11 protein-coding genes are annotated in these 15,959 nt (G+C 49.9%); all 11 read right to left on the bottom strand.

Going from position 1 to position 15,959, the window contains the following annotated elements:
• Positions 1-98 precede the first annotated feature (98 nt).
• On the bottom strand, positions 99-896 hold the full coding sequence (locus AC506A_RS04300; RefSeq protein ID WP_495459733.1) for a creatininase family protein: 798 nt from the start codon (positions 894-896) through the stop codon (positions 99-101).
• Between the two features lie 123 nt (positions 897-1,019).
• Complete coding sequence (locus AC506A_RS04295; protein WP_495459732.1) at positions 1,020-3,134, bottom strand: right-handed parallel beta-helix repeat-containing protein; 2,115 nt, start codon at positions 3,132-3,134, stop codon at positions 1,020-1,022.
• Positions 3,135-3,325: 191 nt separating this feature from the next.
• Positions 3,326-4,768, bottom strand: a complete 1,443-nt coding sequence (locus tag AC506A_RS04290) for a hypothetical protein (protein ID WP_495459731.1) — start codon at positions 4,766-4,768, stop codon at positions 3,326-3,328.
• A gap of 209 nt (positions 4,769-4,977) precedes the next feature.
• Positions 4,978-6,993: a family 20 glycosylhydrolase gene (locus AC506A_RS04285; RefSeq protein WP_495459730.1), complete on the bottom strand. Its 2,016-nt coding sequence runs from the start codon at positions 6,991-6,993 to the stop codon at positions 4,978-4,980.
• 31 nt (positions 6,994-7,024) lie between these two features.
• Positions 7,025-10,786: a beta-galactosidase trimerization domain-containing protein gene (locus tag AC506A_RS04280; protein ID WP_495459729.1), complete on the bottom strand. Its 3,762-nt coding sequence runs from the start codon at positions 10,784-10,786 to the stop codon at positions 7,025-7,027.
• A gap of 43 nt (positions 10,787-10,829) precedes the next feature.
• Positions 10,830-11,705: a carbohydrate ABC transporter permease gene (locus AC506A_RS04275; protein ID WP_495459728.1), complete on the bottom strand. Its 876-nt coding sequence runs from the start codon at positions 11,703-11,705 to the stop codon at positions 10,830-10,832.
• A gap of 23 nt (positions 11,706-11,728) precedes the next feature.
• A complete protein-coding gene (locus tag AC506A_RS04270) occupies positions 11,729-12,691 on the bottom strand; it encodes an ABC transporter permease (protein ID WP_495459727.1) in 963 nt (320 codons plus the stop codon).
• Positions 12,692-12,709: 18 nt separating this feature from the next.
• Positions 12,710-13,552 (bottom strand): hypothetical protein, encoded by an 843-nt coding sequence (locus tag AC506A_RS04265; RefSeq protein ID WP_495459726.1) that lies wholly within the window; start codon positions 13,550-13,552, stop codon positions 12,710-12,712.
• A gap of 2 nt (positions 13,553-13,554) precedes the next feature.
• The gene (locus AC506A_RS04260; RefSeq protein WP_495459725.1) at positions 13,555-13,866 is read right to left on the bottom strand and encodes a hypothetical protein; all 312 of its coding nucleotides are present in this window, start codon (positions 13,864-13,866) and stop codon (positions 13,555-13,557) included.
• Positions 13,867-13,884: 18 nt separating this feature from the next.
• Entirely contained in the window at positions 13,885-15,012 is a 1,128-nt protein-coding gene (locus AC506A_RS04255; RefSeq protein WP_495459724.1) for a carbohydrate kinase family protein, read from the bottom strand.
• Positions 15,009-15,908, bottom strand: a complete 900-nt coding sequence (locus AC506A_RS04250; protein WP_495459723.1) for a sugar phosphate isomerase family — start codon at positions 15,906-15,908, stop codon at positions 15,009-15,011. The genes AC506A_RS04255 and AC506A_RS04250 overlap by 4 nt, the downstream gene beginning before the upstream one ends.
• Between the last annotated feature and the right edge of the window lie 51 nt (positions 15,909-15,959).

Genomic DNA, 15,959 nt, shown 5'->3' with positions numbered 1-15,959 from the left:
CATGAATTGCATAAATGCCGGAAAAGCAATCGTCGGATATTCAATTAATAGCCAGCTTCATTTTCGTTGTCATGATTGCTTCATCACCTGCGACTTCCTTAGATTTTGCCAAGCAGCCTGTTATGCCGTTCTGTTGCAAACTTGACCAAACCAGCGACTTGCCTATTGAACCGAAGTTCGCCTTCTTCCGCAGAAGCGTCCGAATACAGCATTGAACCGCCGATGCCAAGATGCTCCCGCACATGCCCCAGATTCGCAGACATGTTGACTCTGTCCTTGTTTAAGTGCAGCATCATACTCGTTTCAATGCCCGCCGCATGATCGCTGGCACGGCGCGGATCATCAGCATCCATGAGCAAATAATCCATCGTAAAACAAACCGGCTCAATACCTTCAGGTGACTTGCAATGGTAGCATACCTCATCGAGCACATTTTGCTGAATGGACGGATTATGTCCGGACACGAGTACGACGAGCTTAAAGCCGCGGTTCAAATAGTTTCGACATGCGTTGATAAGCAGAGCGGAGAATAGTGCCGTATCCATTGCATAAAAAGAACCCGGCAGTTGGTAGCCTGCAGTCGCATCCATGCCATAGCCGATTCCAAAGCCTGCATCCCAATAAGCATCTGCTGCAAAATGAATCGTTGGCATCACCACGCCGCCTGCCTGCTTCGCCGCTTCCAAACACAAATGCTCGGCTTTCAAGGAATCGACGCCGAGCGGATTATGTCGCCCATGCCACTCCAACGTGCCGAGCGGTTGAAATGCAACAGGGAACTGCTCTTGAATAGACAGCAGCTCCCCTGGGCGCAAGTAGATGGCCCTGACTTCATCAGGGATCGGTTCATTTGGAATTTCGCTTCGTACTCTATCTGCCTCATAATAGGTTCTCATGAACATCACCTCCGAAAGTTACACATGATCCAAGTAACGATTCTTAATTAAGTGTTGGTTGATGGCAGGATAGGGCGCCGATGATCGACGCCCTGTTTCATTAGATGGAAAAAGCCGTAACTATTAATTGCCGTTCTTCACATACTCGAAAGCGCCGATATCGATTTTGCCTTTCTCCGTGCGTTTCTCGCTATTCTGATGCAGCACATATTGCTTCTCGATCAGATCTTGATATTGCCCCGGCAATCCCGCTCCGGCATCAATAAGGGCAGAACCTGCGTTAAGCTTGTAATTCTGTCCGCTCAGGGATACATCGACCCAACCCGGATCGGTGCCTGTCAACGTGCCTATGTTCTTAGTTGGCACACGAGATGGCTCATTGAAATCGTAATAGTAGCCTGCCGTAAACCAGTTGCCCCGCAGCTCAATCGATCCGTCATCATCCGTAATAACTAGCGGTGCCGGATTAGCGCCGGCTTTATGGAATACATTGTTGCGTGCATCCACATGTTTGCCCGGTGCATAGAACAGAACCGTCCGTTCGGTACGACCCGGATCTTTCAATCCAGGCACACCGTCTTGTCCATAAACACGCTGCTGTCTGTACGTGACAACCGTGTTATTGAAGAAGTTCAGCGTACCATGACGATCCGGAACCGTTACGTTATCGCCGCCGAAGTTGATAATCTCATCGTCGCCCCACGTATCGAACAAGTGATCATGTTCGATCAGTACGTTGGCATAGACAAATGAGTTATTGTAAGTTGGATCTAAGACAATGCGCGGTGAATCTTCGGCATCATCAAGCGCAATTTGTCTTCTGCCGCCCTCAATCCAGTTGTACCGCACGACTGTACCAGCACCGCGGTCCTTCAAACCATACCCTTGCGAGCCTGGCAGCAAATCGCCATAGTGATTGTTTTCGTAAACGGTACCTATTGCGGCGATATAACTGTTATGCTCAAACATTCTGTTGATGTTTCCGTTGCCATAGATGGAATTGCCTTGGATGAGCAGATTTTTCGAGGTATAGTCAATTACCGCTCCTTCCCATACATACATCGAGGATGTCCCGAATATGCCGTTTCCGTTATCATGAATCTTATTGTTGCGGAGCGTAACGTGATCGCCGTTGTCAATCCAGATCCCGGAAGCATTGAATCCATAGCTGGCAAGTGCGCCGCTTGCGTTCACATATTTCTTCGTTGCATGGGCGTTATACACTTCGAAATTCTCGAAGGTCACATATTTCGCCGGCTTGCTGTCTTTACCGATACGTACAAGCGAGCGATTCGCATTCGGAACCGGATTCAGTGGTCTGAACACAGCACCGTTACCGTCAATCTTCGGAAGCTCGCCGTTTGGACCGGGAACACCATGTATAATGATCGGCTGCTCTTTCGTCCCTTCTGCGAAAATGCCAATTTTCTCTTTGTAAGGCGTTTCGCGGTAATATACATAGACGACATCGCCTGCTTTGAGTGTTTCCCAAGCAAAATCATTGATGTTCTCGTAGGTTTTGCCTGGACCGATTTCAATCGTAGCCGGCGGCGCTTCGTTCACGCCAGGCTGTTTCTTCGAGGAATCCGGCTCCCAATTGTCGTATTTCACTCGGCTAAGGTCGAGCTGAAACGTCAGCTTATCCGAATCCGCTAAACCTGCCAGATCGATTGGCTCTTTATAGATCATCCAAGAAGTGCCTGCATTCCCAGCCACGGAGAAGGCAATGCATTTCGAATCATTGACCCCGCAATCCTTCGATTCTATTCCGTTAATGGCGTAGGTGTAGTACAGATCTTCTTCGCTTGAAAAGTTTTGAAAGTAGAATGGTTTATCGGCTTGATTCGTGTAAATGGAGGCGCTGCCGAGGGCGATCTTGTCCACGTAAACGGCATCCTTGTCTGCCGGCCACCCGCCTACCGGTTCGCCATCGTCATTAAGTGCAGCCTCTGCAGGTACAAATGCAATACTGCCCAGCTTGCCATCTGCCGCAAGCGTCCTCAATTCAGAGACGGGAATCTTGAACGTTTGAAAACCGTCCTTCTGATCCACCTCGAACGCGAAGCTTTTCTCTGCATCATAGGCTCCGCTCTCTGCATCGACATTGAATAATGCCTTCAGCTTGAATGGTGCTGCCGCTCCGTCCGCTGAACGAACGCTGCCAATCATGAACATGGTGATCAGCATGGAAGCAATAATCGTAATCATCAAAGCTCGTCTGGGTGATTGATTAACCATTACTACAAACCTCCCCGAAATCGAAATTTGAATTTCTTCTTTCCTAATTGAACGTAACGCAGATCGTCCCCGTAAACTACAGTAGCCTTTTGCGAACCTTCATCCTTCTTCGACTAGTTTAAAATCTGACCTAAATCACAAAAAAAGAGAAGAACCAAACGGCTCTCCTCTCCAGATCATGATGCGGAGTTCTAATACTCAAATGCCCCAATATCAAGCGTGCCGTTTACTGCACGAGCCACGGATGACTGATGCTGCACATACTCGTTGCTAATCGGGTAAGCACTCGCGTTTGCATGCAATGAAGTGCCGGCATTAATAAGGGCAGACCCCGTAGTTGGACGCAAGTTTAGTGTTGAGAAATTCGTGAAGCCCGGAGATGATCCCGTTATCGTGCCGGAATGAGTAACCGTCCCTCCCGAACCGCTCGCGATGTTCGTATAGCCGGTGTTAATCCAGTTGTTGTACAGATTTGCCGTTCCTGTCTGGTCGATGATGCGAAGCGAGGAAGTCGAAACGCTCTTATAGTATACGTTGTTCCGCACATCCGCTGTTTCACTGCTCGTAGATAACCGCAGCATGGTCGCGTTAGTGGTCCGGTTCGAAATGATCGTGTTGTTGTACAGATACAGCGTACCTTTGCGGTAAAGCGACGTTGTGCCGTTATCTCCGCCATAGTGGATGAATTGCGGGTTACGAGTATCATTAGGCTTAATCAGCACATTACCGTATACGAATGTCTTATTGTAATTGACATCGCTTGTTATGGCAGTCGCGTCATCGCCTTCCACCAAGTCGATCTGACGATTGCCGCCTTCAATCCAGTTGTAGCGGACGACAGTACCGGACGAGCGGTCCTTCAGATTGTTCCCTGTGCAGCCGCTGCATAGATCACCAAGACGGTTGTATTGGAACGTGATGCCGATAGCTGCTGTATAAATGTTATGCTCGTAGACGCTGCCGCTGTTGCCATTGCCGTAGATGTAGTTCTTCTCGACAAGGATATTCCGCGATACGCCGGCGTCAGAGCTCGCAACAAACAATCCGTTACCACCGTCGGTGATAATATTGTTACGGAAGGTTAGGTTCTCGCCATACTCGACGAAGATCGGCGAGGCTGCTTTTACGTAGGCTACTGTTGTACCTGCATTATTGGTGTAGGAATAGCCTAGTTTGGCGCCGCGAATTTCTAAATTCTCGATCGTGATGTATTTCGGCAGATTGCCTGTAGATGGATCGGAAGCACTGCCTGCGAATCTGGCGCCGCCGATCTTGATGACAGAACGATTATCGTTCCAGAAATCAAGTGCCGAGCGAGTTGTTGCGCCGTTGCCGTCGATAACCGGACGTACGCCGCTGGCGTTCGGAACACCGGTAACGGTAATTGGCGCTGTAGACGAACCCATTCTGGAAATGACGATTTTCTCTTTGTAAGGCGTCGATCTCCAGTAAATTTTGACCGTATCGCCTGCGACCAGGGATTCCCACGGAACATCCCCGATATTGGTGTAAGTTTTGCCAGGGCCAACCTCGTAGATCGTAGCAGCATAAGCTTTCTTGATCTGGGGTGTGAAGCTGAATACCCCCATTACGAGCGACAACGCAAAAAGCACAACCAACGATTTTCTTCTCATCCTCTTCCTCCTCGTTTCGTTTCTGTACCAGGTCATGACTACGCCTTGGATGTACCCGCCCGACCTGTGGGGGCGTATAACAGGATGCTAATCGGCTGCTCTTCACCTCCGCGTGTTTCAGAATGTCCATACTATAGAAAAAAACCGACGACTTGCCTATCGTCGGTTTTTTATGTCTCTCATCGTTTTCATGCTTTCGAACAAAGTGACTAATTGGAAGCCAAATTCGCTTCTCCAAGTATGCGAATGGGTTCCGGAACTTCAGCTTTCAATGCAGCAGTACGATCAGGAACTTGGTTTATTCCTCGCACCCAAATGTTCCCTGTAACCGGATTGTCTACAGTCAGCCTGACAGCTGTTATCGTTTTGTCCGGATATGGATTGGTGATCAGCCATTTATAAAAGGTTTCTTGACCGATCTGCACAGGTAAGGATGTAAAAGCTGCTTCATACAAGATCGCATCCACGTTATATTGCGCCGCCGTATGGATGCTGCCTTTGGTCAGCTTTCGATCCCAGAACCGATCCTTATTGGAGATGTTGAAGCCATACGTAATCGGTACGTTAACCCGCGATCCATCCTCATACTCAAGCACATACTCGCCTATCCGATATTCCTTATTGTCTAGGTAGATGCCGTCGATGAATTGATGATACTCGCGAATATGATCGGTCGTATGAAGAACCTCCACGTACGAAGTTCCGGCACTTGTTCCTGCTTCGCGCAGCGCTATGCGATACCTATATCGGTACAGCTCTTCGAACGCAAGACTCGCTGTTTCCTCGTGCAGCGTATCGTCGTACGAATCGCGCCAGAATAGATAAGCTGCGTAAGCCATGGAGAACAACACGCCGTTTCGCTGCAGATTCTCTTCCTTTAAGGCACTCCAGTTGGAAATAATGCCGCCGAGCGGTCCATCGCTAAGTCGAGTACTCCAATCCGCGAAGGACGGCCCATCGAAGTTACCGAATACAACCTGCATCCCCCGCTCGATAAACGGCTGGTCGAAATGCCGCTCAACGCCCCAATACCAATGCATCATGATGATATCGCCTGGAACGAGATCAATCGCTTTGTACGTGGCAGGAATCGTTTCACCCATATAGACGCCTGTCTCATAATCGACCATTCGTCTCTCGGAGCCGCCGTACGTTTTGCCATCAGAGGTAATGGCGTTGAGCAGTTTCTCGCTCCAGATCATCGTTTGTGCGCCGCGCTCTTGCAAGAAGGTGTAGATGCGCTTGATGTCGTCAGCATATAGCTGCTCTGCCGGTTTCGTTTTGCATTTGTCGCATAACCCGATGGAGTACAGCTCATCATGACCGATATGAACCGTCTTCGGGTCGAACACATCCAGCACCTCGTCCAGCACATCAAACAGCAGCTCATACGAGCGCTCGTCAGATGGACAATACGTGTCCGGGTACGGATCGTTATGGCGTTCGCGAATTTCCGGATGATTAATGAGCAAATAATCGCAATGGCTGAGACACGGCACTTCCGGTATGACATCTAAGAAACGTGCTTTGCAATAATCGACGAGCTCCCGAACTTGTTTCTGCGATAAGAAGCGGCCTCCACCGTTCTCGGCATGAATGGAGTTTTTGTACCAGGAGAATGTTTTCTCCTGAATAACAATTGTCTTGCCGCTGTATTCGTACATTTCCTCGCAATATCGAACCCATCCTTCGTTAATCTCAGGATGCTTCTTATATTCCATAGCTCCGCCGACCTCGATGACAACCGTGTTGTATTTGAAGTGAACCAGCATATCGACGAATTTCTTGAAATAAGCAATGCCTTCCTCCGTTGGGAGATACACCTTCAGTCCTCTGACCGGACAGGTTGGAACGTTGTAGACGATGCCTGCATGTACGTAACCTCGGCTTCGGTCCACATACTTGGACAAGGTTACCGCTCCATACATCAACCCGCGTTCTTGCTCCGCATAAATTGTAATTTCATCTGTTGTCAGATGAATAACGTAGCCTTCCTCATGTTCAGCATACTCGCACTTCAACTGCTCGCGTATGGCTGCACGAACGGCAGTCGGTACGCCATAACGGAAAGTGACACGCTTGTAATAAGTATCCTCCGTCTGCATTCTTGCAGCGCTGCTCAACATTTCCTTCATGAATGGGGCTTCACATTCAATAGCGGTTTCCTTCGTAAACCAATTCCCCGTCTGCTCCCAAGCTGCATGAGCCGTCAAATAATCGTTCATCTCTCAACCTCCAGGTTCCGAGTTGAATGCACTATACGATTGTCGTTTCAAATTGGGCAGAAATCCCAGTCGCTGTATCTTTCGCCGTCACGGTCCATATTCCTGTGCGTGCATTATGGGGGATCGTGACTTCGTGAACGTAATTGGTTCGCTCCATCCGAATATTATCGGAATACAACCAATCTCTAGTACCATCCGGCGCGCTGATATGAATGCTGATTACGCTTGCGAAGTCAGGCTCTCCTTGATCGGTTTCGAGAGCGAAGCTAATTTGTTCCGTAGATCCGCGATTCCATTCGCGATTGGCAGTCATACCTAGGTCGGTAACTTGACAAGGCAGCAACGAGAATAGCTTCGTATCCCCTTCGGCAAGCGGGAATTCCGCGTGATCGGTATACCCCAAATAACGGCGCTCTCGAATATCGTAGACATGTGCGCAATTGGAAAGTTGGAAGCGAAGCCTCTGCGAAGCCTCTTCTTCTTGCTTCTTCCCTGCTCCAACCGCCAAACCGTCATGTCCCAGCGATTGCACATCGCTTAGTTTGCGGAGAACAGCCGCATATGCCGCGTTCCCATTCGTATAATAGAAGCTTTCGCAGCCCGCATGAACCGCCTTGCCATCAATCTGTGTAAGCTCAGCAGGCTTGCTTGCTTCTGATAGTCCAATCACGTGGCCGATCAGCTCACGAAGTGCAGACCCTCCATTCGGTTGACGACGAAGCTTCGTATACTCCGCCAATGCGAGATTCAAATATATGGCTTTTCCCTCGCCATATTGGCGAATGTTCACAGCTGCGATCTTCCGCATGAAGTCGTCGCGGAACGCTGGCTGTCCATCTCTTGAACGGATACCGAATTCCGCAATCCGTACATCCTGGAACGATTCGTCCGGTTCAAAATAAGGGAAGTCGGCATTCGGCACGAAGCCATCATTGTTATAGAACGGCTCCGCTTCGATCGACAGCCGCTCGATCCCAAACAGTTCATCAAGCTGTCCTTGTGCCAGCGGTGTGCAGTGCTTATCCATTACTCCTGTCTGAATATCCCCCATTATGACCCCGCCTTGCTTGACGAAACGGGTGATTTCGGCCGTCTCCGCTTCGCTAAGCGCGATTGAGTAAGGCAGTACAAGCAGCTTATAGTCTTTGCTTAACAGCTCACCGGCTTCGATTTGCTGCGAAGCCACAAACGAATATTGATACCCGTTATCCTCCAGAACGTCGATCCAGCCTTGACGGTTGCTTTCGAATCGCGCTTTGTCCGATGATATCGTTGTACCTCGCACAGAGGCCATCGAATAATGGATGGCTATGCCGCAATGATCGCGCCGCGCCACATGAAGCAGCAGTTTGCCGATTCCCTCTTCACGAATTTCCTTGAACGGCACACTGAGGTCCCTTGCACTATTGCTGAGTGAATAGTCTGGGTTCAGCATGCTGAACTCCCAGAAAATATTGCAAAGCGTCAGCCCATGATAGACGCCATGCCATACGCCGTGCTTTGCTGTCACGCCATCGACACCATAACCGAACCAGCCGCCAATAATCGTGCCGGGCTTCGCGAAAGAACGGTGGAACTCGTATTGGTTGCCGACGCCATAGGCTTCGAAATAACCAACATGCTGATGAAGGCGATAATAATCATAGCCGGAGTATGCTGTGGACGCCTGGCAGCCGGACATTCGAATGACGCCGCCTTCGTCTTCCTCTTTCACAATGGAGGCAATTCGCCGATAGGCTTCAATAAATGTGTTCTCCATGAAACGGCGATGATCGGCCCAAGGTGCGTAACTGGACCTGCTTTTCGCTTCCTCACGCGTAAGTGGATACGCCTCATTCCAGCTGCTATAAGCGGTTCCCCAAGATAGGTTGAGCGCTTCGATGTCGCCTACATATTCTTGTTTCAGCCATCCTTGCATCTCACCTATACAGTGTGAGCAGAAGCAAAGGTCGAGCTCATCGGTGTAACAGGTGAGTGAACCTTCATCATTGGCGAAATAAGCAATGGGACCGAAGTGTTTGAATTGCGCGACCTTGCCAGTGATTTTGTGCTGCAGCCCTTGCCAGAACGCCGGATCATTCAGACAAGGAATACGTACTAGATATTGTTTATCTTTCGTCCGGTAGTACTGTTCCTTGCGCTCTACGTATGGCGCGCGATGATACCAATACACGCCGAGGCCTTCTGCCCCCGACATCGTGAGCGTCTTCGAACTGCCTGGGAACAAACCGGTAATGCCGATCTCATGATAACGCTCGCCGATTAGATCGAGAAAATCGCCGTGGCCTCGATTTTGCGGTGCCGTGAACACCTCGAAATCTTCGATCTTCCTTTGCGACGGAGTCACTACGATTTTCTCCGACGTCCAGCGCTGCACAAGATGGTTGCCAATCATCACATCTGCTTGAACCGTAACATGCATGGATTTCATAGCTGGGGCACGGTATTCATGGTTCAACTGATCACTGCCGCCGTTAAATGCCGTCACTGATTGCTGCAGCACATGGCCGTAATCATCGAGGATCTGAATGTTTAGCTCACATGGTGTCCCTTTCAGTTGGAGTTTCACTTGCAGGATTTCTCCTACCATCAGCGATGGATGACTCAAATTGGCTTCAGTTATATAGGCTGTAAGTGGTTGTGTGAAGCCGAATGTCGCAAAGTCTACCAGCTCCTCTGCAGCATAAGCATTTAATTCGATGCGGAACTCCCCGCCGCTTGCGAGCTGCCCCGGCAATGAAAGGATGCCGCCCTCGCAATTCCCCTCTGCTACGACCTCGTCATACGCATTCTTGATCGTATACCGGATACAATCCGGGATTAGCGCACCTGACGTACGAATGATCCATTCCTGCTCTTTACGTAATGGCGGCTCTATCAAACAGTCGGTCTCACGTTTAGCAGACCAAATTACACTTCGGTAGACAAGTTCATAGAAGGTTTCCAGATAGGCAAATGTAAAGTTGCTCTTTGCGCCAGCCCATCTGTCTATAACCGCATCGTAGGTCGATTCCTTGCCGGTGAACTCTTTATGCTGAGGCAGGATATCTCGCGGGTAGTAGCCGAATGCGACGACTCTGCCTTTGCCATAGCTCTTAACCGCAGCAATTGGCGGGCCATCCGCAGCTTCAATTAGCACATCTCCGGCTGCTTGATAAGGATAATAAGCCAGCTCTTCGCAAGGCAGCAGCTCAAGAGGAATGCCGTTAGTAATAAAGTGCGACTCCGCCGCCGTCCATTGGCCAGATTTCAGCAAGTCAAAGCGCACCTTCGGGTACCCTTCTCCGGCATTATTGTCGACAGCGAACCCCTCTTCGAATAAGTTCACCAGTGGCGACAGCGCTTCAAGCTCTGCAGACTTCGGCTTGTCTTCCCCGTGGAAAGGACGCATTAACACCAATCCCGCGCCAGCCTCAACACGGCGAAGAATCGCTTCTCTGGATGCAGCTGTAAAATGCGACCAGCCATTCACCGCCGGAATAACCAGCACATCAAAGTGCTCTTCTGAGGTCAACACCTTCTCCAAGTTGTCAAACATAATATGCTGATCATCGACCGATGCCCGAATATCGTAATAATCGCCGATTCCCCATTTGTTCAAATCCCAAGCTCTGTCGATCGTTACCGTTTCATACGTCACGCCTGTTCGGCGAATGAATTCGACGATCTCGCGGCCATGTTTTACGCTTGGCACGAAGAACAACTTCATCTTCTCGCCCGCGTACGCCTGCAATCGCTCCGAATAATCACCGCCAAAGCTCGTATCGTAGGTAATATCGTACGTTTTCTCCACCTTCAAGCCGCCTCCTTAGAATAGAACCGCGTTTATCCCCGCCTCAGCCTTTGATTGAACCGAGCATAACCCCTTTGGCAAAATGCTTCTGCAAGAATGGATATACAACTAGAATCGGCACTGTCGCGACAAGCGTCGCCGCGAATCCGATCGTTTCCGGAGGTGGTGACGCCGCTTCCCTTGCCGCAGATTGCAGGGCATTGCTGACATCACTCAAGATGACAATTTGCCTTAAGATGACCTGCACCGTCCACATGCGAGGGTCGTTCAAATAGAGAATAGCCGTAAAATACGTATTCCAATTGTTGACCGCATAGAACAACGCGAAGGATGCCAACGCCGGCTTGGACAAGGGAAGAATGACACGCATGAAGATTTGCAAATCATTGCCCCCATCGATTAATGCCGCTTCGCTTAGCTCCTTCGGGATGCTCAAGAAGAACTCACGAAGCACGATTAGATTGAATGGCGCAATTGCCGCCGGAATAATTAGCGCCCAATACGTATTCAGCAGATGCGTTTCTTTGACGATCAAATAAGCCGGAATCATGCCTGCCGAGAAGATGAACGTGAAGGCCACCATGAACATGAAGGTCTTCTGCCCCATAATATTGCGGGTTAGCGCATACGCCATCGTCGCGGTCATGAGGAGGTTAAATGCAGTTCCTACAACCGTAATGAATGTGCTGACACGCAGCGATCGAATAAATTCCGTTGAATGAAAAATAAACGAATAAGAGTCGAGCACCCATTTCTTCGGCCATAGCAAAACTTCACTTTGAGCGTATTCCGTGTACGGCGCGAACGAGTTCGTTAAGATGTAATAGAACGGAAAAAGCATCGCGATGGCCAGCAGACCAAGGAAGATATGATTGGACAGATCAAAGAGCTTTTCTGAGAACGATTTTTCGATGACCAAAGTGGCTCGCTCCTTCCGTTATGTCAGTAAATCCCGCCATCTCCGAATTTTTTGGCCAACCGGTTTGCAAGGACGATAAGAATGAGGCCAATCACGCTCTTGAACAGGCCGACCGCCGTACCGAAGCCGAAATCCGCCTGTTTGATCCCTTTGAAATACACATACGTATCCAGCACATCACCGATTTCCCGGTTAAATGGATTCAGCATGAGATAGATTTGCTCAAAGCCAACATCCAGCACATGTCCCATCCGTAGCACAAGCAAGATGACAATCGTACTGCGAATCGCCGGTAAAGTGACATGCCAGATTTGCCGCCAGCGGCTTGCGCCATCCACAACCGCAGCTTCATAGAGATGCACATTCACCCCAGCCAGCGCCGCGAGGAAAATAATCGTGTCCCAACCGGTTTCCTTCCACAACTGCTCAATAATAATCAGCGGGTAAAACCACGAAGGGTTCTGCAAGAACGAAATCGGCTCCATACCGAACATTTGGCTTCCGAATGCGTTAACCAGCCCTTCGCTGCGAAGGAAGATCGTGACAATTCCAATTATGACAACCCAAGACAAGAAATATGGCAAATAGACGATACTTTGAATGACGCGCTTATAACCGGAATTGCGAATCTCGTTGAGCAGGAGCGATAGGAAAATCGGAGCCGGAAACACGACGAGAATTTGCAGAAAGGAGATATACAGCGTATTGCGAATGACGCCGATGACTTCTCGTTCTTCGAAGATTTTCTGGAAATGCCGTAAACCTAACCACTCGCTGCCTGCGAAGCCTTTAAACGCATTGAAATCTTGGAAAGCAATAACGGTGCCCAGCATCGGAATGTAGCGGTAGATAATGAAGAATAGCAGACCCGGCATAACAAGCAGCCATAGATATCTTTCTTTCCATAGACGTCGGAGTACTTTGCTGCTCTTACTCATCCGCTCTGCAGGCATGACGACAGCAATCATTTCCGGCTGGTTCTGCATGTGGAGTCTCTCCTTCACCTAACTTGGATAGCGAAAAAGTTGATCACAAGGAAACGGTGTGTTGTACATCCTGCTTAAGGTATCTGCCCGATTGTGAACACCTATCCGATATACCTCATCGACTTGGCTGATGTAATGCTTGAATGCAAGATCCACAACGCTAGCTGGATGGTGGCGATAGCTCCGCTGCTCCAGTTTATACGTCTGGATAAACGCTTGAATTCGCGCCTCCTCCTCCTCCGATGCAATCCCACCGTAAGGTTTATCTTCTTGAAAATAAAAGGCTGCCCGCGACTCACCGCCAAGCTCGCTCGCTGTTCGCACCGCAGCCTCACGCACAATAAAGTGGTCGATATGCTCCTTGAAAGCGATTGGGAATACCAGCGCCGTATCCGGAAGCTTCGCCCACTGAGCTATGCGCTCAAGCATCCGGTCGTAAATCGCTTGATCTCGCTCGTCAAAATCCTCGAACATGCCATGCGGAAACTCCATTTCGCTGCTTGCCAGCGCTTTGCCTCTAGTGAAGCATTCATATTCTGCAAGCAGCTCGTAGCCGTAACTGTACGGGCTGAGCAGCTCATCGATGCAATTCAAATCTTCCAATAGCCGCTTGCCGGTTGCCAGCTTGATGCGATCCAGACTCGCGTCGAAATTGCCGCTTCCGGTATGCGCCAAATAATTGCTGCGTGAAAACACGTTTATAATGCGGAAATTTTTCGTATGTAGGAGACCTCGCTCCTTCAGCTCCAGCACGTAACCGCCCAGAAAGAATAGGAAATCATCGTAATGAGGAGAGATGACGATAATAGTCGGCTCAGGAATGACTTCTTCTATCGGGAGAATCTTCATCTTCATCGTCATCGTTAGTCCTCCAGCATTCGGTAGATTTCGGTATACGCGTCTTGAAAATAAGGCAGCTGCTGCTGTGCCAGCTCTTCATGACTCGTATCCTGTTCGAGGAAAGCCAGCGCTTCGTTTGCCGCTTCCAGGGTTTCGAATTCGCATTCCCAGATCAGTGTGTTGCCAGCCTCTCTGCCGCTATAAGGCAAATAGCGTTTGCCCTTAGGAAACGCCGGATTCTCGCGCTCCAGCCTGGCGAATTGGCTCTCAAGCGTCAGAAATTGTTCTCTGCTGGCAGCGTGGAATCGCTGCACTAGTCGTACTTTCACCTTCATCGTGCTGCACTCTCCCTCCTATAGTGGACCTGCACCAAGCATGTGCCTGAAAGCCGAAGTCATCGGAAGCTCGTTTGCTGTGGCAAAAGCCGCGAGCAGCTTCGTATTAAGCTCAAGATGAATGGAATGCGGCGAAGTGACCGCCAGCGCGGCGATCAAAACGCCAAGTTCAACCGCGCTTTCGAGCGGCGTTTCGCCGAAAAACGCATCGCTGTGTGTCTTGGCAAACGGCAGGCCGCAGCTCAAACCGCAAATGACACCGCCTAGCAAAGCATCGCCGGCACCTGCTGTGCTAACGGCCTCTACTGCAAGCGAAGGGGTATGCGTGATGAGGCCATTCTCATAGCTGTAACAGCCTGCGGCTCCGTCGGTCATAATCATCTTGATCTCCGTATTATGGCTGCTCAGTTGACGAGCGCAGTTGGCAGCCAATTGTCTGCTATCCAACTCCGCATCTTCTTCCCCTTCTGATAATCCGGCAATTCGACGCGCTTCATCACGATTAACCGAGAGCAGATCAGAGAGTGCGAATCCGCCAAGACCTCCGAACTCGACCGCTTCCGAAGATAGCAAAGAGGCTACATTGAAACTCTTTCGAGCTCGGCCCCCTTCGAGGAACGCGATGCGAGCTGCGAGCGGCACTTCCGGTGCGGCAAGCACAATTTCTGCTTGACCGATTGGTGGAAGCTGCTCTAATGCAAGGGTTACATCTTGCGGGAGTACTCGTTCACTTGCGCTATTAGATGTCGTCATATTGCCGCCAGCCAAATCCGGATATTGAAAGCAAACACTGAATAACGTTTTTGCGTCTGATAAGCTGCTCACGTAATCAATAGACATCCCGGAAGCAACCAACTGCTTTAGGAGTGCTTTCCCCTCCAGGTCGGTTCCCACTTTCCCGATTGGATAAAGCTTGAATCCATCCTCGTCAGTCTGATCCTCTCTCAGTAGTACAGCCGGGTAGTGGCAAATAATATGCAGCTTGCAGAAGTCTTGATTGTTGGTCAGCTCGCCTAGGCGGCTTTCGTTTCTACCCAGTGTTTGATTGCCTTCAAGCTGAAATAAGATGCCGGAGCCGATTCCACCGGTTCCGACCAGACGGCGATATCGATATTGGTTACCTGATACGGGTCGAAGTGTGCTCATATATTCACCCCGTTAAACTCCCATTCCGGATGCTCCGAAATGGGATGTGCAGCCGTTTCAAGTGTGGCTGTAATAAGCGCATCCGGATGTGTTTGAAGCAAGGTCATCGGATACTCGACCGTTTCACCTGAGAACAGAGCTACCCGGAGAGCGGTTTGCTTCCAAGCACCGGTATCGCTGTAAATCCTAATTTTCTTAGCGGACAGGCACTCTTTCATCCCAAGGGTAATCGACATCGGCGGTACAAATTGATAGGCGCCACCGTAGGTGCGCTGGGCTAGCGCTATGATCGTATCGAGGTTATTATCCTGGACTCGGATCTCCGAATTGCGGAGCTGTTCCACCGTAATCGAGCTATACGGATGCCTTCGTGCCTGGTTATAAGCCAGATGCCCATCCTGCCCCCAACCGCCTAGTGTCAAATCAATCGGAGCTTCGGCAACGCGCAATTTAATCGTCTCAATCGCAGAAGGAACCGGGAAATATCGCTGCGCTTGGGGAACGGCAAGCTCAGGTCGAACCCCGCCATAGAAATGGGTCTCCATGAAACTTCTAAAGTTATAAGGGTCATTGCGGGAGAGCAGCTTCCCCTCCCAGTCCAAGCACTCATCCATATGGAACACCGTCATATTCATGAGCGAGATGCTCTCTTCGTTAACGATCGTAACGAATGGTTCGTACCACGCTTTAGGTCCGCAAGGCACGATTGCTCGGAAGTGACGGCCCTCTTCATTTGCAAGTCGAATGTCGTCGGCAAATTCTCTGGCCATGATCATTCCCATTTCTGCGGAGTCGTTGACCAGCCTTAATGGAATTTTACGGGATGGGTGATCCATCAACTCGTTAAGCGGAACCTTGCACCATTCATAAAGCTCTTGGTTCGATATCGGACACATTTGCATTCCCCTTCCTTCACCCTGTAACAGACAGGAACCCTGGACATCCAT

The sequence above is a fragment of the Paenibacillus sp. N22P23 genome (genome assembly GCF_059383735.1).
Note: the sequence above shows the minus strand (reverse complement) of the source record. Positions and strands in the feature narration are given on the sequence as shown.